Origin of the sequence: Candidatus Clostridium radicumherbarum (assembly GCF_045310525.1) — a bacterium.
Lineage (GTDB): Bacteria > Bacillota > Clostridia > Clostridiales > Clostridiaceae > Clostridium_AT > Clostridium_AT radicumherbarum.
Window position 1 is genome coordinate 1,227,268 of sequence record NZ_JBJHZY010000001.1, and the last position, 20,983, is coordinate 1,248,250.

The window sequence follows — 20,983 nt, forward strand, 5'->3', positions numbered from 1 at the left end:
TAAAATTTTAATAAATGAATTTTAAAATTTAGTTTAGTAAATTAATTTAAGAAAAATTAAAAAATTGTAACATATTTTATTAAGAAATCATTAATAATATGAGTATGAGTTGTTATATGGTATAAAAAGCCTTATAATATTTCTAATTAATTATGAAAATATTAATAAACCTTCAGTGGGAGAAAATATTGTTATGGAAAATATAATTTTAAACCAGGGTATAAGTGCTAAAAAAATTAAAAGTTTTGCATTATCCCTTAGCCTCATGCTATTAATAATTCCTTTAAATTTATGTTATCTTCTATTAAACACTTCCAATAGAGGTGTGCACACTTTGGTTACTAGTATAGATAACAACATTCCTTTTCTAAAGGTATTTATTCTGCCTTATGTTGCATGGTATGCCTTCATATTTATTATTATGGCATATTTATGCTATAAGGATAGGAAAACTTATTATATAACCATAACTTCCTATTTGTTAGGACTGATAGCTTCCTATATAACCTTTTATTTTTTTCAAACTACCGTACCTAGACCGGATGTAGTTGGAAATGATATTTTATCTAAAATAATACAAATTATTTATAGAACAGATAAACCATATAACTGTTTTCCCAGTATACATGTATTAAGTAGCTTTTTAATGATAAAGGCAATAATGACAAGTTCTGCTAGAAACAAAACAAACTTAGTTATTATTGGGTCAAGTTCTGCTCTAATTATAATTTCAACTCTTTTCATTAAACAACACGTAATTTTAGATGTTTTTTCTGGAATAATTTATGCAGACTTATTATTTAGATTGGTCCAGACTTATGGAGTGTTATTTTGGAATAATATAATCAAGCTCTTTGTTACTTTGGAAACTAGAAAGAAATTAGAAGTAGAATAATTCTTAATTTCCACAGAAATTTTCTGTGGTTATTTATTTTTTAGCTTAAATGTGAGAAAATATATTGGCGACCTGTTTGTCTATTTATAAATTTAGTTAGGAGGTAAAAGTCCTAAATGGACTTTAACGGGTAGTTTGCGAGCGAGAGCGAGTGATCTTAAACTACCCAGTGGGGGTAGCCAAAGTCCTAAATGGACTTTAACGAGTAATTTACGAGCGGGAGCGAGTGATCTTTAATTACTCAGTGCTTCCGACTATAAGGAGGTTAAAGTCCTAAATGGACTTTAACGAGTAATTAGCGAGCGGGAGCGAGTAATCTTAATTACTCAGTGCTTCCGACTATAAGGAGGAATAATAATGAATCCAGTTGCATTTAATTTGTTTGGTCTTCCAATTAGGTGGTATGGAATATTAATAGCTTTAGGAATGATTATCGGTATTTTGCTTACTTCATATACTTGTAAAGTTAAGAAAATAAGTTATGATAATATGATGGATATAGTACTTTTAGCTCTGCCATCAGCAATAGTGGGAGCAAGGCTTTACTACGTTTTATTTAATTTGGGCTACTACGGTAAAAACCCATCTGAAATAATAGATATCAGACAAGGGGGCCTAGCTATCCATGGAGGAGTAATTTTTGCAGTACTAGCAGCCTACATATATACAAGGAAAAAGAAAATACCATTTTTAAAATATGCTGATGCAGCTGCTCCTTCAATCATAATTGCTCAGGCATTAGGACGCTGGGGGAACTTTTTCAATCAAGAAGCACATGGAGGAGAAGTAAGCGCAAGCTTTATAAAACATTTTCCTCTATTTATTCAAAAGGGAATGTTTATTGATGGGGCTTACTACCACCCAACATTTTTATATGAATCTATATGGGATGTGTTAGTGTTTATCATATTAATTTATTTTATTAGAAAAGTTAAAACTGACGGCTTATTGTTCTTTGCTTATGTCGGGCTCTACTCTATAGGAAGATTTTTTATAGAGGGCTTAAGAACCGATAGTTTAATGCTTGGGCCATTAAGAGTAGCACAATTGGTAAGCTTAACTGGAGTTATACTTTGGATAGGATTTCTTTGTTATGCTAGCTTTTATAAGAAGAAACAAAAGAAAATTGAAAAATAGGAAGTGATTTTATGGAGGCTTATTTTGATAATAGTGCTACAACTAAACCTTACAGTGAAGTTATAGAGGCTATGGTCGATGCAATGGAAAACTTTTATGGTAATCCATCCTCTGCACATAAATTAGGACTAAAAGCAGAAAATAAGATGAATGAATGCAAAGATATTGTTTCAAAAACTTTAAATTGCACTAGGGATGAAATTACATTTACTTCTGGAGGAAGTGAAAGTAATAACTTTTTAATAAGAGGCTTTATAAAAGAAGGAAATGAAATAATAACTACTAAAATTGAACATCCTAGTGTTTTAAATATATGTAAGGATCTGGAGAGGGCTGGAATTAAAGTCACATATCTTGATGTAGATAACAATGGAAAAATTGACTTAGAAAATCTTAATAAGGCAATTACTAAAAATACACAAATTGTAAGTATAATGCATGTAAATAATGAAATAGGAACTGTTCAAAATATAGAAGAAATAGGTAAACTCATTAAAGAAAAAAGCAGCCGAATAAAGTTTCACGTTGATGCGGTTCAAAGTTATGGCAAGTTTAAAATAGATGTTCAAAAGGCAAAAATTGATTTACTATCAGCTAGCGGACACAAGATACATGGACCTAGAGGCGTTGGAATAGCTTATGTAAGAAAAGGACTAGTACCTCGACCTTTAATATTTGGTGGTGGCCAAGAAAAAAACTTTAGGTCTGGAACGGAAAATTTGGCTGGTATGGCAGGCTTTGCAAAAGCAGCAGAAATTATCTATAGTGAAAATCATAAAAACTTCATAAATGTATCTATGCTTAAAGAATATTTTATTAACAGACTTAAAGAAATAGATAAAATTAAGATTAACAGTCCAATTGGTGTGGATTTTTCACCATATGTTATTAGTGTATCCTTTTTAGGAATAAGAGCTGAGGTTCTTCTTCATCTTTTAGAGGAAGGAAATATATATGTTTCCATGGGATCTGCTTGTCATTCTAAGGATACAAAGGATAGTCATGTTTTAAAGGCAATTGGATTATCGGATAAAGAAATTAAAGGAAACATCAGATTCAGTTTTAATGAATTAAATACAAAAGAAGAGATAGATTATACTATAGACATACTTAAGAAGTCTTTAAATTTTTTAAGGAGAGTTGGCAAATGAGAAAGTTACTTTTAGTTAAATCTGCACCCGAAATATTTTTAAAGGGTCTAAATAGAAATAAATTTGAAAAAAAACTAAAGAATAATATTAAAAAAGTTTTAGAGTGTATTGATTACGAATTTGTGGAAGACTTAGGAAGATGGTTTATTTATTCCGAAGAATTAGAAGAAATAATAGATAAGGTTACAAAAGTTTTCGGAATATCCGAAGTTTGTATCGTTACAGAAATAGAAGCTTCTATGGATGAAATAGAAAGACAGGCTTTAGAGGAAATAAAAGAGCTGAAGCCTGAGAATTTTAAGGTTGAGACAAATAGGGCAAATAAAACATTTCCTATTAATTCCATGGATGTAAGCAGAGAAGTAGGGGCATATATTCTTAAAAGTATTCCTGATTTAAAAGTAAAGGTAAAAAATCCTGAATTCACTATAAATGTAGAAATAAGACAGAGAGCATATGTTTATTCAAAGAAGATTAAGGCTGTTGGAGGACTGCCTTATGGTATGAATGGAAGCACTATGCTTATGCTATCTGGGGGAATAGATTCACCTGTTGCAGGATATATGATGGCTAGAAGAGGTGTTGAACTTAGCTGCGTTTATTATCACAGTCACCCATACACAAGTGAAAGAGCTAAAGAAAAGGTTAAACAGCTAGCAGCAATTTTAAGTAATTATACTGGAAATACAAAGCTGTATGTTGTTCCTTTTACAGATATTCAAATGTCAATAATAGATAAATGCAGAGAAGATGAGCTTACAATAATAATGAGAAGATTTATGATGAGAATTGCTTGCAAGCTTGCAGATAAGCTTAATATTAACTCAGTTACAACAGGAGAAAGCATAGGGCAGGTAGCTAGTCAAACTATGGAAGGTCTGGTTGTGAGTACAGATTTAGCAGATAGACCCGTATTTAGACCATTAATTGCTATGGATAAGGTAGACATAATGGAGGTTTCAAGACAGATAGGAACTTATGAAACTTCAATATTACCTTACGAGGATTGCTGTACAATATTTGTTCCTAAACACCCTAAAACTAGACCTGAACTCGATAAGATGAGAAAAGCTGAAGAAGTACTTGATATTGAAAAGCTTGTTGATGATGCAATAAATAATATGGAAATATATGAAATGTAGGTAGAAGTCCTAAATGGACTTCTACGGGTAGTTTGCGAGTGGAACGAGCGAGTTTAAACTACCCAGTTGGCGGAGCCGAAGTCCTAAATGGACTTCTACGGGTAGGCTATGGAAGGAGTCCATAAGCCAGTCTACCCAGTGTTCGAGTGAAAGGAGAAAATATGAATTTAGAACAAAAATTTGATAAACTTAAAAATATTTTAAAAGAGCTAGGTAGCGTGGCTATTGCTTATTCAGGTGGAGTGGACAGCACTTTTTTACTAAAGGTTGCGAGTGACGTGCTTTCTAATAATGTAATTGCTGTAACTGCAAAATCTTCAACCTATCCTGAGAGAGAATTTAATGAAGCTAGAAAATTTGTTGAACAGTTTGGTGCAAAACATATAGTTATAGTTTCAGAAGAACTTGAAATAGAAGGTTTTGCTAAAAACCCAGTAAATAGGTGCTACTTCTGTAAGAAAGAATTATTTACAAAAGTATGGGATGTTGCTAAGGAAAATGAAATAAAATATGTACTTGATGGTTCTAATTTTGATGATACTGGAGACTTTAGACCTGGAATGAAGGCTGCTAAAGAGCTTTCTGTAGTTAGCCCTCTTAAACTTGCAGAGCTTACGAAAAAGGACATAAGAGAACTTTCAAAGAGATTAGGAATTCCAACCTGGAATAAACCTTCCTTTGCATGTCTTTCTTCAAGATTTCCATATGGAAATGAAATAACAATTGAAAAACTAAGTATGGTAGAAAAAGCAGAACAGTTTCTAATGGATATGGGCTTTAAGCAGATTAGAGTAAGGCATCATGGTGATATTGCCAGAATAGAGGTGGCATCTTCTGAAAGAGAAAAATTCTTTGATGCTAATATAATGGATAAAGTAGGCATTGAGCTTCAAAGGCTGGGCTTTAAATATGTAACATTGGACATGCTTGGATATAGAACAGGAAGTATGAACGAGGTTTTAACTGAAAAAGATAAACAAATTTAAATAAAGGATAGTCTCAAAATAAAAGGTATCTGCAAGATATAAATTATGAGACTATCCATTTTTAATGCTTTCCAATAAACTTATTGATTTCTTCTATCAATTTCTCTGCATTGTCAGCTACGAAAAGCTGGTCTTTAATTCTAGCTATTGGCTTTTCAGAGCACTCTCCACAGCAATATATGCATTTAGTAGTGGATATTTCTAATTCTGGACACTTACTTTTTAATAAAGGTATGACATCATTTCTCTGTTCATTATATATACAAAAGGTTATTTTCAATATAGGTTCCCTCCTTAGTCGGTTAATACGTCTGGATTAAGGGCTATGTAGTTAAAAATTTCAGTAAAAAGGTCTTTTGCCACAGGTGCAGCAACTTGGCCTGCATAATAATTTGATGGATCTGGTTCATCAATTGTTACAATTAAGCTTATTTTAGGATCAGAAACTGGAGCTAATCCTGCAAAGGAGGACATATATTTATTGTCTTCATAGCCTCCCTTTGCACCTGCTTTCTGTGCCGTCCCTGTCTTTCCACCAATTGATAGCCCTTTAATATACGCTTTAGAACCAACCCCTTCACTAACCACCTTTTCCATATATCCCCGTAAGGTGCTGGTTAAACCTGTATCAAGTACTTTTCTTTTACTATAATCCTTAAATTTTTTATCTATAACAATATTTCCTTTATTGTCATAATGAACAAGGTTTCTCATTATATGAGGCTTAATCCAAGTTCCTCCATTAGCTATAGCATTAAAAGCAGCCATATATTGTATTTGGGTTACAGAAATGCCTTGGCCAAAGGACATAGTGGCTAAATCTACCTCGTTCATAGTATTAACATCCTTAACTAATCCAGAAGCCTCACTAGGTAAATCAATTCCAGTTTTTTGACCAAAACCTAATTTTTTAATGAAGGAATTTAAGTTATCCTTTCCAAGCTTTTCTCCAACCTTAATAAAACCAACATTGCAGGAATTTTTAAGTATGTCTACAAAATTTTCAGTGCCATGTCCTTTAGTTTGCCAACAATTAATAATTCTATTTGAAACTTTTAGAGATCCACTGCAGGTAAAGGAATCATTTTCATTGCTTGTTCCGTTTTCCATTGCAGCTGCTGCAGTAATTACTTTAAAAATGGAGCCTGGTTCAAATACATTTTCTACTGAAGGATTTTTCCAAAGCATATTTAACTCTTCAGAAGTTTTGGCACCTGCCTGAGGATTACTTAAGTTATAGTCAGGCTTATTAACCATAGCTAAAACTTCTCCATTTTTAGGGTTTGTAATAATTATAGAAACACCTTTAGCTTTATTATCACTTAGTGCCTTTTCAGCTGCTTTTTCTGTAAAACGCTGAATTACTTCATCTACTGTTAATTGAATACTCTCTCCATCCTTAGGTACTGTGTATCTAGAGTCAGCATAAAAAAGCTGATTGCTTTTACTGTCTTTTTCAAAGGTTATGTATCCAGGTTCACCAGCTAATTCCTTATTGTATGATTGTTCCACACCAGAATTTCCATTACCTTGACCGTTAATATTGCCTATCACATGTGAAAGAAACTCATCTTGAGGATAAAAGCGCTTTGTATCCTGTGATACAATAATTCCAAATATTTTTAATGCCTTAACTTTATCCGCCTCACTTTTTTCAATTTGCCTTTTAAGTGGAGCCCAGCTGGCAGGCAACCCATTACTTACGGTTTTATTCATAGCCGATATTATGTCTTCTGATTTTATTTTTAATATATCTCCAAGTTCTGATGCGAAGGCTTCTGTACTTAATTTTTTTTCTTTTAGAGTTTCACGTAAGGTTGTTAAATCCAGGTCAACTCGATAGACGTCTGCACTTACAGCTAATTCATGATTGTTTCTATCTAAGATATTTCCTCTTTTAGCATCTATTTTAAGATAGCTCGTCCACTGTGAATTTGCAATAGTATTTAATTTTTTTGAATCAAAGATCATAAGGTATAAAAGTCTTCCTAGAAGTCCGAAAAATAACAAAGTAAGTATTAAATATGAAATAACTAATCTTTTTCTTTTTGCTTTTGTAAGTTTTAATTCTCCTTTAGTCAAATTATAACCTTCTTTCTGCAACAGCTATTTTATATATATTATAACTGATTAAAGGCAGATATGGGAATATCTGCCTTTAATATTAATTTTGTAAATTTACCCAATATTTATTATCCCTTTTTAATAACTCATTTGCTTCAATTGGACCACAGCTTCCAGCACTATAAATTGGCAATGTATTATTTTCAGCTTTCCATTGGTCAGCAATGGTATCTACAAATTTCCAAGAATATTCAACCTCATCCCAGCTAGTAAATAGTGTATTATCACCATTCATTACTTCAAATAGCAATTTTTCATATGCTTCTGGAGTGTTGCTTTCAAATTGACAGCTCTGGCAAAAATCCATTTGAACAGGAATTATAGTATTTTCTGTTCCTGGCATTTTTGTATTAAATTTAAAATAAATACCTTCAGTAGGTTGAACTCTAATAACTAACATATTTGAATTTAGATTTTCATGTTCTTTCGAATATAAAATTTTTGGAATAGATTTAAACTGAACTATTATTTCAGTGGATTTGGAAGCAAGTCTTTTTCCAGTTCTTATATAGAAAGGCACACCTGCCCACCTAAAGTTTTCCACATGTAGCTTTAAGGCAACATAGGTTTCAGTTTGCGAAACTTTTGAAACTCTATCTTCAAATAAATATGCTTTTAGCCTAGTTTTTCCTTTAAAACCTTCACCATATTGCGCTCTAATAATATTTGTTTTAATTTTATCTGACGTTATGTCTTCTAAAGAACGTAAAACTTTAACCTTTTCATCCCTAATAGAATCAGAGGTTAAATTCATTGGAGGCTCCATAGCAGTGAGAGTTAATAGCTGCAGCATATGATTTTGCACCATATCCTTTAGTGCTCCGGCTTCATCATAATAACCGCCTCGATTTTCAACACCAACTGTTTCGCTGGAAGTAATCTGTATATTATCAATATACCTATTATTCCAAAGTGGTTCAAAAATTGAATTTGCGAATCTTAAAACCATAAGGTTTTGAATCATTTCTTTTCCTAAATAATGATCGATTCTAAAGGTATTGCCTTCACCAAAAACCTTAGAAATAGTTTGATTTAGGCGTCTAGCTGAAGCTAAATCTCTACCGAAAGGTTTTTCAATTATTAATCTCTGCCAGGAATTACTATTTGTAACTAACCTATGTGCATCTAGCTGCATAGTTATTGTGTCGAAGTATTCAGGGGAAACAGCTAAGTAAAAAATTCTATTTCCTTTCGTATTATAAACCTTATCCAGGCCTTCTAAAAAGACATTTAATTCATCGTATCCATTACTGTCATGGAATTCAAGCTTTTTATAATGAAGTCTTTTTGCAATATTATTCCACAGATCTTCATCAATTTTTTTAAATCTAGAGAATTTTTTAATAGAAGCTAAGGCTTCTTCTCTATAAGCTTCGTTCTCAATTTCTCTGCGACCAATAGAGACAATAGCAAAGTTGTCTGGAAGTTTTTTGCTTCGAGTTAAGTTATATATTGCTGGTAAAAGTTTTCGATGTGTTAAATCTCCAGTACCGCCAAAAATAACCAGAATACAAGATAAATCCATATATACTACCTTCTTTCAAGTAAAGTAAAATCAGCATGTTTAATTTTTCTTTTCTAAGGGTCTGCTTTAAACAATATAATCTGTATTTATCATTCCCAAAACAGGAAAATCAAATCATGTACTATATTATAATATTATATAATATTTATTATCGAAAACAAATAATTATTAATAAATTTATTACAAATATAAACTCCAATTCATAAATGTTTTGGTATAAATAAATTTATGTTCAAATATTATTTATTATATTACTTCATTGGGAGGAATTTATTGAATATTGATGGAGTTTTTGAAGGTGGGGGAGTAAAAGGTATTGCTTTTGTTGGGGCCGTATGCTGCTTGGAAGAGAGAGGCTATAACTTCTCTAGAGTAGCTGGGACTTCTGCTGGTTCAATTATCGCTGCACTTCTTGCAGTGGGCTATACTGGGGATGAATTAAAAAGAATTATTCTAGATTTAGATTACAGTAAGCTCTTGGATAAAAAAGGATTTAATAGGATACCACTTATCGGAAATGAAATTTCAATACTTAAAAATAAGGGCATTTATGAGGGAGAATACATTTGCAGGTGGTTAGCTTCTCTTTTTGAAACAAAGAAAAAAACTAGATTCAAAGACGTAATGGTTAATGGAAATTCCAGGCTAAAAATAATAGCTTCTGATATAAGTAAAAAAGAAATTGTTATTTTACCTGATGATTTAATAAAATATGATATTGACCCCATGGAGTTTGAAATATGGAAGGCTGTTAGAATGAGCATAAGTATTCCATTATTTTTTCAGCCTGTAAAACTTAAATATAAAAAAGAATATAGTTTTATAGTAGATGGTGGCCTTTTAAGTAACTTTCCAGTATGGATTTTTGATGTCAGCAAGATTCCAAGATGGCCGACCTTCGGTTTCAATTTAGTAGATATGAAGAAAAATTCAGCTAAAGAAATTGGCTTTTTAAATTATATTACTGACTTAATAGAAACTGTGGTAAATAAAAACGAGGATGTTTATGTTAGGGATAAGGATTCAGTAAGAATAATAAATATTCCAACTTTAGGAGTAGGTGCAACACAATTTAGTATAAATAAGGATATGAGTAATAAGCTCTTTGTTTCAGGCTATGAAAGTGCAAAGAATTTTATTAGTACTTGGGACTTTAATGGATATATTAGAAGATATAGAAGTTAATAATAATTAAAAATGGCATCCATATGAGTTATTACTTAATTATTAAAGAAGCGGCGCAAGTTTTATTTTGCACCGCTTCTTAATTACTTTTCTAATGAATATTTTATAACCAAATCTAAAGTGCTTAAGATAGCATCAAAATGTGTTCGCTCATAAGCATGTGAGGAGAATACACCTGGTCCTATTAAAGCAGCCTTTGTATCCCAGCCGGCTCTAAGTACTGCTGAGGCATCTGATCCATAATTGGGATATATGTCAATTTTATAATCAATGTTATTATTTTTGCAGGCTTCTATGAGTTTCTTCCTAATTGCATAATCGTATGGGCCAGAAGAATCCTTGGCACATATACATACAGCATATTCTGAAGAGTTTTGATCCAGGCCTGGGGCTCCCATGTCAACTGAAATAAATTCTTTAGTGTTTATTGGAATAGCAGCAGAAGCGCCATGACCTACTTCTTCATAATTGCTAATAAAAAAGTTAGTGGTATAGGGTAATTGCAGTTTATTTTCTATTAAATATTTTATTGCATAAAGAAGTACAGCTACACTTGCCTTGTCATCTAAATGTCTGCTTTTAACAAAGCCTTTTTCTGTTATAGTTGTTCTTGTATCAAAGCTAATAAAATCGCCCACATTTATTCCTAAATTTTCAACATCTTCCTTTGTAAAAACCTTCTCATCAAGTATGACTTCCATATTTTCAGGACTTCTTTTTAAATCATAGGCTTCTTGTCCGCTAATATGAACAGAAGGCTTTGTTGTATGTATAGAACCAGTATAGGTATTTCCAGATAGAGTTTCGATTAAACAATTTTCGCCATCAATAGCAGACATCATAAAGCCACCGATTGGAACTAATGAAAGTGTGCCTGAAGATTTAATGGATTTAACCATGGCTCCTAAGGTATCCACATGAGCAGAAAAGGTTCTTTGATAGCTATCATCCATACCTTTAAGAGTAACGATAACAGCACCTTTTACTGTCTTTTTATATGTAACTTTTAAAGTATTTAATTCGTCTATAATATAGTCCATTATTTTTTCTGTGTTACCAGTAGGGCTTGGAATTGTTAAAATACTTTTCAGATAGCTTTTAATATTTTCATCATTGTACATCTGAAATCCTCCTTGTATTTAAATTTTGTGAGAGATAATTACCGTTATTTGCCAAGTTCATAAAGTGTTTTCTTTAATTTTTTTAAAATATTAAATTTTCAATACACAACTAATATATCACATTAATTTAATTTTATAAATAACACAAAAAAAATAATTGCACTGTTAAATAATTGAAAATTATAGTATAATAAAATTCATAGAAAGAAGGGATGGCATGAAAAGAAAATCTATTATTATTACAATAATTTCTGTAGTTGTAGTAATCGGTGCTTCTACAGCAGCTGTACAAGCTTATAATATAAGTAATACAATTAATAAATATTCAAATACTATATATCCAGATGTTGCTATAGAGGATATTGATTTATCAGGCATGTCTAAGGCAGAAGCTATAGATTTATTACAGAAAAAATATGGAGATGTTGTTTTAAAGAAAAAAATTAATATAAAGGCTCTAAATAATACATATACAATTGATTATTCAAAGCTAAACGCAAAATATGAAATTGAAGAGGCTGTTAATGAGGCTTTTTCATATGGTAAAGACCTTAAAACTTTGCAAAAGTATAAAATAATAAAAAGCCATGAACCAATGCAATATAAACTTAAGTTTAATTATGATCCTAAGCCGGTTAAGGACTTTATTGCAGACATGCAAAAGAAAATTGATAAATCACCAATAAATTCTAGTATATCTATGGTAAGCCGCGGGAAGTTCTCCGTAACCAAGGATGAGAGTGGACTAAAATTAGATACACAGAAATTAGAAAAAGATATTTTAGATAAAATTAATGGAGATATTACAGGTGACATAGATATTGAAGCAAAAGTAGATACTGTACAAGCTTCAATAACTGAAGATAATCTTTCTAAAATAAATACTAGAATCTCTAGTTTTAGTACTAATTTTTCTGGTTCTTCAGCTAATAGAGCATCAAATATCATTTTAGCTACAAAAAGCATAAATGGTAAGGTCTTAATGCCGGGGGATACATTTAGTTTTAATGGTGTTGTAGGTGAGAGAACTGCTCAAAAGGGCTACAAAGAAGCACCTGTAATTGTAGGAAATAAGCTTGATTCTGGGCTCGGCGGAGGAATTTGTCAAGTGTCAACTACTATGTATAACGCAGTAATTCGCGCAAACATTAATGCCACTGAGAGATCACATCATACTTTGCCATCGCATTATATAGGTCTTGGCATGGATGCTACAGTTGATTATGGAAATATAGACTATAAGTTTAAGAACACATTAAATTTTCCAATATATATTGAAGGCTATGCTCAAGGAACTAATTTAGTATTTAATATATACTCAGATAAAACTTTGACTAACAGAACCTATGATTTAGTCAGTGAAACTTATGACATAATTCAGCCTGGTACAAATTATATTGATGATCCTAATTTATATGAAGGTGAGACAGTTCTTGATCAACCTCCATCTATTGGGTATAAGGTAAGAGTATATAAAAAGATTTATGAAAATGGAAAATTAGTTGGACAGGAACTTATTTCTAATGAAACTTATAAAAAAGTAGATGAAGTTATTAGAAGAGGAACAAAAAAGAGATAAAAAGGATATTATGACTCAAAATAGACATGCATAAAGTGGCATGTCTATTTTTTTCTCATAATTAGTTGTATTACAATTTAGTAACGTTTGGCTTAAATAATTTTATTACAGAGTACGTTATAAATGGAAACTTATTGTAAAAATAAGTTTTAATATGTTATAATTTGATTATTATGTCAATTTGATACTAAGGAGGAAAGTATAGTGGAAAGTGAACAGATAATTAAAAATATTGTATATAATATGGAAAAAGTTATAATAGGTAAAAGGTACGAAATCTACAATATAATGAAAGGAATTATAGCTAATGGTCATATATTAATAGAGGATGTTCCAGGAGTTGGAAAGACTAACTTAGTTAAGGCCTTAGCAAAATCAGTAAATTTGTCCTACAGCAGAATTCAATTTACCCCAGATCTTTTACCTTCAGATATAACAGGTATATCTATATATAATCAAAAAAATATGGAATTTGAATTTAGACGAGGCCCAATATTTGCAAACATAGTTTTAGCAGATGAGATTAACAGAACATCACCTAAAACTCAATCGGCATTACTTGAAGTTATGGAAGAGAAACAAATTTCAGAAGGGAATTATACATATCTATTAGATAAGCCATTTTTCGTTCTTGCAACACAAAATCCAATAGAAAGCGAAGGAACCTTTGTACTTCCCGAAGCACAATTAGACAGATTTATGATTAAGGTGAGTATAGGCTATCCAGAAAAAAAAGATGAGGCTGAAATTTTAAAAATTTATAGAAATAAGGAACCCCTAGAAGAACTGCAAAGTGTTGCAGAACCAGAGGATATTATTGAGCTTCAGAATTTATCAAGAAATGTGAAGGTGAAAGATGACATAAATGAATATATAGCAAATATAGCTGATGCTACAAGAAATAATAAATATCTTGCATTAGGCTGCAGCACGAGAGCATCTATAGCCTTATTAAAAATTTCCCAAGCCAGTGCTTTAATTAATGGGAGAGATTATGTAATTCCAGAGGATATTAGGGAAAATGCGCTCCTGGTTTTAAACCATAGAGTAGTTGTCTCCTCTCTTGCTAGGGCAAATAACTATGATAGTGAGGATGTAATTAGGGACATCATTAAAACCGTTTCCCTTCCAAAGGTGAAGTAAAATGTTTAAGGTAAGTATTAAGTTTATTTTGCTATTACTTGTTTCTTATATTTTTGCAATAGTTGAAGGAGGAAATTTACCCTATGGAATTTTTCACGGACTGCTTTTAACCTTTTTGATTGGTTTTATTTATATTTTAATAAAACAAAAGAATATTAAAATTCAAGTGAAATTCAATAACAAAATCTATAGTTCAGGAGAAGAGCAAGAATTTACCACTATTATAAATAATTATGGTTTCTTACCTGCACCTTATGTTCTTTTATATAACAATGCATTAGAACAAATTAACTTGAAGTACAATGGTGATGCAGTGGCACTAAATCCTGCTGATAGTGTGTGGATTAGAAACGTAGTAAAATTTAATAAAAGAGGACTGTATAATTTTGGAGAAATGAGTATAAAGGTAAGTGATTTATTTTCTATTTTTGAGAGAAAAAGAAATATTAACTTAGATATACCTATTAAGGTCTATCCTAAGGTATATGAAATTTCAAAGTTTACTTCAAATGGTAGTGATATTTTCAAAAATGCTATAAGCAATATAAGTAATATTGAAGACTTATATAGTACAAAAGAAATAAGAAAATATAATATAGGTGACAATTTAAAAAAGGTTAATTGGAAAGTAAGTGCAAAGCACGGTGAGTTGTATGTGAAAAACCCAGATTTAGTTTCTGGGGAAGAAAGTAATATTTTTCTTGATATGAGTAAATCAAACATATTAATTTCAGAAGACGAGATAAAAGAAGAGCAGTTAATAGATTTGTGTGCTTCAGTAATAAGTCATATGCAATTAAGAGGAATAAAAACTAAATTATTTATTAACACAAAATTGCCTAGAACTTTTGAAATAAAGAGCAGAAATGACTTTAATGAGTTAATGGAGTTTTTCCTAACCCAAAAAAGTGATGGTGAAAATGATTTTTCAATGTTTATTAATTCTAATATAAATAAAATACCTGCATTAAGCTGGATTGGTATTATTACTACAAATGTTAACAGGGAATTAAAAGACAATTTATTATTATTAAAAGACAAAGGGTATAATATTACTGTTTTTTATTCGACTTTCTCTTTAAAGGATATTACTTATAATGAAATATTAAAAAAGTCGCAGATTGAATGTCTTAGCTTGTTAGACATAATAAATAAACAGGAAAGTAAGGTGAAGATATGAGCTTTATTAAAGAGAATAAAATGTTCATATTTTTAATATATGTGAATATGTTAGTCATACTTACTCTTATTAAAATCTGCTACAAAATAGAAAAATTTAATTATCTATATGTAAGTATCTTGATGCTAATAGGCTTTATTGTATATTGGTTTTGTCACAGCGTTTTAAAGAAAAAAATTTTTAAGTTTTTCTTTACTTTAATTATAATATTTGGAGCAGCAATATATTATTTTTTAAATTCCGGCTATGTAATGAAGCTAATTGAGGAACAGATTATTAATAATATTATATATATTAACGATTTAGTTAGTCAGGCCATGCCAACAGGCTTTATATACTATAAACCTATTTTTATTTTAATACTGCCCATGATTATATTTTTAATAATCTTTTTTACTACAAAAGGACTCTTAAACTCTATATTAATATTTAATTTCGCCATAATAACTACACTTTGGTATCTTGGATATACTGATGAAATTAAAAAATTTTTATTTTATTATATATTGGTTACATTAATCACCTATTGTATTAATTCCTTCAAGAAAAATGTTAGAAAGCTAAACAAAAAAGGTGTAAAAGTAAATATTAAAAGCCAAAGAATTTTTTTATATACCATCATTTTATGCGTTATAATTGCTGGGATTACTGATTTTCTTCCCCAGAACTTTAAAGGAAAATACAGTGCAGATATAAAAGGAAAATTCGTAAATAAATATGTAGAAAATGGTGAAGCAGATACAAGTAAGGCAGTAAAACTCAAATATGATTTATCTTTTTCGGGTTATAACAAAAATGGAAACAAACTTGGGGGGCCAGTAACAGTTGATAAAAACCTTGCTTTTAGGGTTAAAAGTGATGGCACATATTATCTTAAAGGTGATGTAAAGGACTTTTATAATGGATTTAATTGGTCTAATAGTAATGTTAAGTATTATCTGCAGAGCGATAAGAACATGTCAATGTTTCAAGATAATTTTTCTAAGAGCTTTATAGGTGAAAGTAAGTCTTTAACAATATATCCTGAAGGTTTAAACAGCTCTACTTTATTTACGCCTGAATATGCCTATAATGCAGTAGTAGAGAAAGGTAATATCTTCTATGATGATATCCCAACCTTTGTAACGAGCAGCGTTGTGAAAAAACCCTATCAAATTAGTTTTTATAAATTAAATGGCTATGGATTAAATATCCATGATTATGGTATTAGTACTGATAAAAATGAAGTAGGAACCCTATATTATAATGATTGGTATAAGAAGTATCTAGAGCTGCCTGATAATCTAAGCTCAAGAATATATGATTTAGTTTATTCTCTAACAAAAGATAAAAAGTATAATTATGAAAAGATTCAAGCAATAAATAACTACTTAAAATCAAATTATAAATATAGTTTAAAGGTTTCTAATGTACCAGATGGGCAAGAATTCCTTGATTATTTTTTATTTACAGAGAAAAAGGGGTACTGTACTTACTTTGCAACAGCAGAAACCATTATGTGCAGAATTGCAGGCATTCCAGCTAGATATGTGGAAGGCTTTAATATGGTAAATGAAAAAGACAACAATGGCTTATATGAGGTTAAAAATGAAGATGCCCATGCATGGACTGAAGTTCTTTACATGCAGACTCCTACATCAGGACTCTGGTATACAGTTGATGCAGTTCCAAATGCTGTTGAATACATTCACAAGGAAGAAGAGGCTGACAAAGGTAGTATTTTTACACAAAACGGTAATGCCAATAACGGAAAACAGGCTCCAAGTAAAGGAGCTAAAGAAGAGGCAGGAGATATTGGTGCTAATACTTCAAAAAAAGGAATAAACCAAAGTATATTGTATATTATTTATGCAATTTTACTAATTATATTATTAAACTTACTATTTATTTTTAACTTTAAAATTAAGAAACATGCTATATTGAAGAAGCCCAGTATAGTTCCTCTATATAAATATTCACTAGAAAGGGTTGAAGCTTTAGGTATTAAAAAGCCAGAAACTTTGACAGATCTGGAGTTTATTGATTCATTAGAGAGTGTACTTTCATTAAAGTTAAAGGAAATATGTAAGCTAGCCTATGACGAATACTTCGGCGGCATAGGTGTGCAGGAATTTAACAGAGAAGATTTTTTTAAGTTTATTGAAAGCTATCTAGCAAAAAGACAAAATAAATTTATTTATTTCATAAAAAAATATTACTATATAGGTAAAATCTCTTTAATTAGAAACAAAATTATGATATTATATAAGAGTATTAAAAATATTAACACATAACGCAGAAGTGCTGGAATTGGCAGACAGGCTGGTCTCAGAAGCCAGTGTTTAACCACGTGTGGGTTCAAATCCCATCTTCTGCACCAATTTAAAAATAATTACCACTGATAAGCATTTATCGGTGGTATTAATTTAAATAAACATAATTGGAAGGTGGGATATGAATAATAAACTAGAAAGTATAAAAAAATTAACTTTGAGCTGTTTTATTTTTTTAGCAATAAGTATTAATTTGATTTATGCAATTAACATCCGTATGCATAGTACAAGCAATTCTCAAGTCATTAAAATGGTATTAGCTGCTGGTAACCAGGGAAATATCTCTATTTCAGAGAGCAGTTATTTTAAAAAATACATTATTAGCTGCGATAGAGAAATTGAAAAATTAAACTTAGAAGACAATAAAGATTATATTAACATCAACCTAAAAAAGGATGAGGCAGAAAGTATAAATCTTAATGGAGACAAGAAATTACAAGACCAGGATCTTGGTTATAACATTACAAAAGATGGTTACATTCTAAAGATTAAAAAAAAGCTAGAGCATAATAATTTTGTAAGTATTGATAGGAACAATAAGAAAAATATTATTATTCTTATTTCAAAAGTGGACAAGCCTTTTACTCATAGTGTTGTAATTGATCCAGGCCACGGCGGTGTTGATAAGGGAGCCAATTATGGCAGTTTATATGAGAAGGATATCAATTTAAAGATTGCAAATTACGCTGCTGATCAGCTTGAATTCAGCGGCATTAAAGTAATTTTAACAAGAGATGAAGACAAATTATTACCACTTAAAGAAATTGGAGATATTACAAATTCGTCTTTAGCTGATATCTTTGTATCAGTACATGTTAATGAGAACAAAGAGAGTAAATACTGTGGTGTTTCTAGTTATTATTATGATCCTAATGGATTTCAAACTGAAGAAAGAATTAGACTTGCAAAAACTATGCAAAGTGAACTTGTGAAAAGCGATTCTTGGAAGAATGTAGGTATTCTTAGACAGAACTTTGCAGTATTAAGATATAGCAATATACCTAGTGTACTTTTAGAATGTGGATTTATAAGTAATACCGAAGATAGAAATAAATTAACTCAGGATAATGTTCTTAGAAATTATGGAGATAATATAGCTAAGGGAGTTATTAAATATTTTCAGAAAAATAATAACTAATTTAACACGGGTTATTCCCGTGTTTTTGTTTTGAAGCAATATTTTTGCTATAATATATTACATATGAACTAACGAAGGAGGCAGATATTTAAAGATGATTAAGCTGTTATGTATGGATATGGATGGTACACTTTTAAATACCAGAGGTGAGATAAGTAAAAAAAACTTAGATACTATTAAAAAAGCTCATGACAAAGGTGTAAAAGTTACTATTTGTACAGGAAGAATATTCACTTCAGCTAGATATTTTGCTGATTTAATAGGAATAAAGGTTCCTATCATTGCTACAAATGGATCCTACATTCGTGAAAAGGACAGAGATGAAATAATATATAAAGCTGTACTTGGTAAGAGAAAATGTGAAGAGGTCTTAAATGTTCTTAGGAAGTATAAAATTTACCCACATTTTAATTCTCCCAATACTGTTTTTACAGAAAAAATAATATATTCATCACAAAGCTATGCCAATATGAATAAGACACTGCCAAAGGACAGGCAAATAGATATACAAATTGTAGATGATTGGAATATTATTTTTGATAAATATGAAGATGAAATATTGAAGTGTATATGTATTGACGAGGATATAGAAAAAATTCAGGCAGCAAAAATAGAGCTCAAAAATAATGGAGAACTAGAAGTTGTAAGTTCTAATAAGAATAATTTTGAGGTAATGAACAAAGGAGTTTCTAAGGGAAGAGCTGTAGAAGTTTTGGCAGGATTCTATAATATAAACAAAGAAGAGATAATGTGCATAGGGGATAATGAAAATGACTTGTCTATGATTAAATATGCTGGGACGGGTGTGGCAATGGGAAATGCAGAAGAATTTGTAAAAGAAGCAGCAGATTATGTTACTTCCACTAACGATGATGATGGGGTGGCAAAAGCTATTGATGAACTAATTTTACATAATTAATAGCTATCTTTACTAGAATTAAACAATAATATAATATATATATAGTGAAGATTTAAGGATTTATTGAGGAGATGAAAATAAATTTGAATTTAAATATTGTTTTGTTTGAGCCTGAAATTCCACAAAATACAGGAAATATTGCTAGAACTTGTGTATTAACTAATTCTAAATTACATCTGATTAAACCTCTTGGCTTTAGTCTTGAGGAAAAGCATTTAAAAAGGGCTGGATTAGATTACTGGACATATTTGGATATGGAGGTACATGAGTCTTACGAGGATTTTAGAAAAAAGTATCCTGAAGGGAATTTCTATTTTTCTACTACAAAAGGCAAAAAGTTTTATACTGAAGTAAGTTACAAAGAGGGAGATTTTATTATATTCGGAAAAGAAACAGCTGGGCTGCCCGATTATATTCGTAATGACAACCTAGATAATCTAATAAGGGTTCCAATGCTTGAAAGCAGTACAAGATCTTTAAATCTCTCCAACACTGCAGCTATCCTAGCTTATGAAGCATTAAGACAAATGAATTTTCCAAACATGAAGTAGGAGGAGAAATAAAATGGATAAGATTAAAATAGTTACTGATAGTACCTCAGATTTGCCATTAGATATTATAAATAAATATGACATAGAGGTACTCCCCCTTACAGTACATTTTGGAAAGGTCACTTATAGAGATGGAGTAGATATAAAACTCCCTGAATTTTTACAGAAAATAAAAACTTCTGATGTTTTTCCTACTACATCACAAATCAATCCTCAAAGCTTTTATGAATGTTATAAAAAATATTTAGAAGAAGGTTATAAAATACTATCAATACATATTTCATCTAAAATGAGTGGGACATACCAATCAGCATGTATTGCTAAAGATATGCTGCAAAGCGGGGATGTTTTTGTTATAGATAGTTTAAATGTTACTTCGGGCCTTGGTCTTTTAGTTTATAAAGCCTGTATTTTAAGAGAATTAAATTACTCCTTTGAGGAAATAAATAAAAAGCTTATGGAAATTATTCCTCATGTAAAAAGTGCGCTATCCTTTGAAAGCTTAGAAAACCTAGTTAAGGGAGGCCGGCTATCAAAGACAGCAGGAATGGTTGGCAGCATATTAGGCTTAAGATTAATTCTAGAGATAAAAGATGGGGAAATAGCTGTAATGGACAAGGTTAGAGGAAGCAAGAAAGCTAGCAAAACCATAGTAGATTATGTTGAGAAAAAAGGTATCAAGGACAATGAGCCTTCATTTTTACTGCAAGCTGATAATAAGGACGTCTATGAGGTTTTAAAGGAATACCAGGTATTAAATTGCAGGGAATTTGTTGAATGTGAAGTAGGATGTGTAGTTGGTACTCATTCAGGAAGTGGTGCAAGCGGTATTTTTTTCATTGAGAATTATTAATTCTGAAATATTATATTCAGCACTCATAAATTTTGAGAGAAA

The 20,983-nt window shown here is 30.8% G+C and carries 18 protein-coding genes and 1 tRNA gene; 15 read left to right on the forward strand and 4 right to left on the reverse strand.

Features of this window, described 5'->3' with window-relative positions; genetic code table 11:
- The first annotated feature begins 334 nt into the window (after positions 1 to 334).
- The 5 genes from ACJDUH_RS05815 to larE all read left to right on the forward strand — a co-directional run bounded on the left by ACJDUH_RS05815 (position 335) and on the right by larE (position 5,311).
- Complete coding sequence (locus ACJDUH_RS05815; protein ID WP_406764215.1) at positions 335 to 895, forward strand: phosphatase PAP2 family protein; 561 nt, start codon at positions 335 to 337, stop codon at positions 893 to 895.
- Between the two features lie 357 nt (positions 896 to 1,252).
- Positions 1,253 to 2,032, forward strand: a complete 780-nt coding sequence (gene lgt, locus ACJDUH_RS05820) for a prolipoprotein diacylglyceryl transferase (RefSeq protein WP_406764216.1) — start codon at positions 1,253 to 1,255, stop codon at positions 2,030 to 2,032.
- 11 nt (positions 2,033 to 2,043) lie between these two features.
- Positions 2,044 to 3,183 carry a cysteine desulfurase family protein gene (locus tag ACJDUH_RS05825; protein WP_406764217.1) on the forward strand — a complete coding sequence of 380 codons (1,140 nt, stop codon included), beginning with the start codon at positions 2,044 to 2,046 and terminating at the stop codon, positions 3,181 to 3,183.
- Positions 3,180 to 4,325 (forward strand): tRNA uracil 4-sulfurtransferase ThiI, encoded by a 1,146-nt coding sequence (thiI, locus tag ACJDUH_RS05830; protein ID WP_406764218.1) that lies wholly within the window; start codon positions 3,180 to 3,182, stop codon positions 4,323 to 4,325. Before ACJDUH_RS05825 ends, thiI begins: the two co-directional genes overlap by 4 nt.
- A 161-nt stretch (positions 4,326 to 4,486) precedes the next feature.
- On the forward strand, positions 4,487 to 5,311 hold the full coding sequence (larE, locus tag ACJDUH_RS05835; RefSeq protein ID WP_406765017.1) for an ATP-dependent sacrificial sulfur transferase LarE: 825 nt from the start codon (positions 4,487 to 4,489) through the stop codon (positions 5,309 to 5,311).
- Positions 5,312 to 5,372: 61 nt separating this feature from the next.
- Here larE and ACJDUH_RS05840 read toward each other — a convergent pair whose 3' ends face one another.
- From ACJDUH_RS05840 to zwf, 3 genes are all read right to left on the reverse strand, one after another.
- A complete protein-coding gene (locus ACJDUH_RS05840) occupies positions 5,373 to 5,591 on the reverse strand; it encodes a DUF1450 domain-containing protein (RefSeq protein WP_406764219.1) in 219 nt (72 codons plus the stop codon).
- Between the two features lie 14 nt (positions 5,592 to 5,605).
- Positions 5,606 to 7,393, reverse strand: a complete 1,788-nt coding sequence (locus tag ACJDUH_RS05845) for a stage V sporulation protein D (RefSeq protein ID WP_406764220.1) — start codon at positions 7,391 to 7,393, stop codon at positions 5,606 to 5,608.
- Between the two features lie 82 nt (positions 7,394 to 7,475).
- Positions 7,476 to 8,960, reverse strand: coding sequence for a glucose-6-phosphate dehydrogenase (gene zwf / locus ACJDUH_RS05850; protein ID WP_406764221.1), 1,485 nt, complete (start codon positions 8,958 to 8,960; stop codon positions 7,476 to 7,478).
- Positions 8,961 to 9,233: 273 nt separating this feature from the next.
- Here zwf and ACJDUH_RS05855 point away from each other — a divergent pair, with 273 nt between their 5' ends.
- The gene (locus ACJDUH_RS05855) at positions 9,234 to 10,145 is read left to right on the forward strand and encodes a patatin-like phospholipase family protein (RefSeq protein WP_406764222.1); all 912 of its coding nucleotides are present in this window, start codon (positions 9,234 to 9,236) and stop codon (positions 10,143 to 10,145) included.
- Between the two features lie 83 nt (positions 10,146 to 10,228).
- Here ACJDUH_RS05855 and ACJDUH_RS05860 read toward each other — a convergent pair whose 3' ends face one another.
- Complete coding sequence (locus ACJDUH_RS05860; RefSeq protein WP_406764223.1) at positions 10,229 to 11,266, reverse strand: M42 family metallopeptidase; 1,038 nt, start codon at positions 11,264 to 11,266, stop codon at positions 10,229 to 10,231.
- A gap of 217 nt (positions 11,267 to 11,483) precedes the next feature.
- Between ACJDUH_RS05860 and ACJDUH_RS05865 the strand changes: the two genes are divergently transcribed.
- The 9 genes from ACJDUH_RS05865 to ACJDUH_RS05905 all read left to right on the forward strand — a co-directional run bounded on the left by ACJDUH_RS05865 (position 11,484) and on the right by ACJDUH_RS05905 (position 20,941).
- Positions 11,484 to 12,845 carry a VanW family protein gene (locus tag ACJDUH_RS05865; protein ID WP_406764224.1) on the forward strand — a complete coding sequence of 454 codons (1,362 nt, stop codon included), beginning with the start codon at positions 11,484 to 11,486 and terminating at the stop codon, positions 12,843 to 12,845.
- A gap of 204 nt (positions 12,846 to 13,049) precedes the next feature.
- Entirely contained in the window at positions 13,050 to 13,988 is a 939-nt protein-coding gene (locus ACJDUH_RS05870; protein ID WP_479723047.1) for an AAA family ATPase, read from the forward strand.
- A gap of 1 nt (position 13,989) precedes the next feature.
- Positions 13,990 to 15,168 carry a DUF58 domain-containing protein gene (locus ACJDUH_RS05875; RefSeq protein WP_406764225.1) on the forward strand — a complete coding sequence of 393 codons (1,179 nt, stop codon included), beginning with the start codon at positions 13,990 to 13,992 and terminating at the stop codon, positions 15,166 to 15,168.
- Positions 15,169 to 15,419: 251 nt separating this feature from the next.
- Positions 15,420 to 17,441: a transglutaminase-like domain-containing protein gene (locus ACJDUH_RS05880; protein ID WP_406764226.1), complete on the forward strand. Its 2,022-nt coding sequence runs from the start codon at positions 15,420 to 15,422 to the stop codon at positions 17,439 to 17,441.
- A gap of 1 nt (position 17,442) precedes the next feature.
- Positions 17,443 to 17,527: transfer RNA gene (locus ACJDUH_RS05885), tRNA-Leu, on the forward strand.
- A 74-nt stretch (positions 17,528 to 17,601) separates the two neighbouring features.
- On the forward strand, positions 17,602 to 18,618 hold the full coding sequence (locus ACJDUH_RS05890; protein WP_406764227.1) for an N-acetylmuramoyl-L-alanine amidase family protein: 1,017 nt from the start codon (positions 17,602 to 17,604) through the stop codon (positions 18,616 to 18,618).
- A 94-nt stretch (positions 18,619 to 18,712) separates the two neighbouring features.
- Positions 18,713 to 19,537 carry a Cof-type HAD-IIB family hydrolase gene (locus ACJDUH_RS05895; RefSeq protein ID WP_406764228.1) on the forward strand — a complete coding sequence of 275 codons (825 nt, stop codon included), beginning with the start codon at positions 18,713 to 18,715 and terminating at the stop codon, positions 19,535 to 19,537.
- Between the two features lie 83 nt (positions 19,538 to 19,620).
- Positions 19,621 to 20,088, forward strand: coding sequence for a tRNA (uridine(34)/cytosine(34)/5-carboxymethylaminomethyluridine(34)-2'-O)-methyltransferase TrmL (gene trmL, locus ACJDUH_RS05900; RefSeq protein WP_406764229.1), 468 nt, complete (start codon positions 19,621 to 19,623; stop codon positions 20,086 to 20,088).
- 13 nt (positions 20,089 to 20,101) lie between these two features.
- A complete protein-coding gene (locus tag ACJDUH_RS05905; protein ID WP_406764230.1) occupies positions 20,102 to 20,941 on the forward strand; it encodes a DegV family protein in 840 nt (279 codons plus the stop codon).
- The last annotated feature ends 42 nt before the right edge of the window (positions 20,942 to 20,983 follow it).

Bases quoted from the DNA above. Each gene is read 5' to 3' on its own strand.
- lgt (WP_406764216.1), top strand. From the start codon at position 1,253: ATGAATCCAGTTGCATTTAATTTGTTTGGTCTTCCAATTAGGTGGTAT.
- ACJDUH_RS05825 (WP_406764217.1), top strand. From the start codon at position 2,044: ATGGAGGCTTATTTTGATAATAGTGCTACAACTAAACCTTACAGTGAA.
- thiI (WP_406764218.1), top strand. From the start codon at position 3,180: ATGAGAAAGTTACTTTTAGTTAAATCTGCACCCGAAATATTTTTAAAG.
- larE (WP_406765017.1), top strand. From the start codon at position 4,487: ATGAATTTAGAACAAAAATTTGATAAACTTAAAAATATTTTAAAAGAG.
- zwf (WP_406764221.1), bottom strand. From the start codon at position 8,960: ATGGATTTATCTTGTATTCTGGTTATTTTTGGCGGTACTGGAGATTTA.
- ACJDUH_RS05860 (WP_406764223.1), bottom strand. From the start codon at position 11,266: ATGTACAATGATGAAAATATTAAAAGCTATCTGAAAAGTATTTTAACA.
- ACJDUH_RS05865 (WP_406764224.1), top strand. From the start codon at position 11,484: ATGAAAAGAAAATCTATTATTATTACAATAATTTCTGTAGTTGTAGTA.
- ACJDUH_RS05875 (WP_406764225.1), top strand. From the start codon at position 13,990: ATGTTTAAGGTAAGTATTAAGTTTATTTTGCTATTACTTGTTTCTTAT.
- ACJDUH_RS05880 (WP_406764226.1), top strand. From the start codon at position 15,420: ATGAAGCTAATTGAGGAACAGATTATTAATAATATTATATATATTAAC.
- ACJDUH_RS05890 (WP_406764227.1), top strand. From the start codon at position 17,602: ATGAATAATAAACTAGAAAGTATAAAAAAATTAACTTTGAGCTGTTTT.
- ACJDUH_RS05895 (WP_406764228.1), top strand. From the start codon at position 18,713: ATGATTAAGCTGTTATGTATGGATATGGATGGTACACTTTTAAATACC.
- ACJDUH_RS05905 (WP_406764230.1), top strand. From the start codon at position 20,102: ATGGATAAGATTAAAATAGTTACTGATAGTACCTCAGATTTGCCATTA.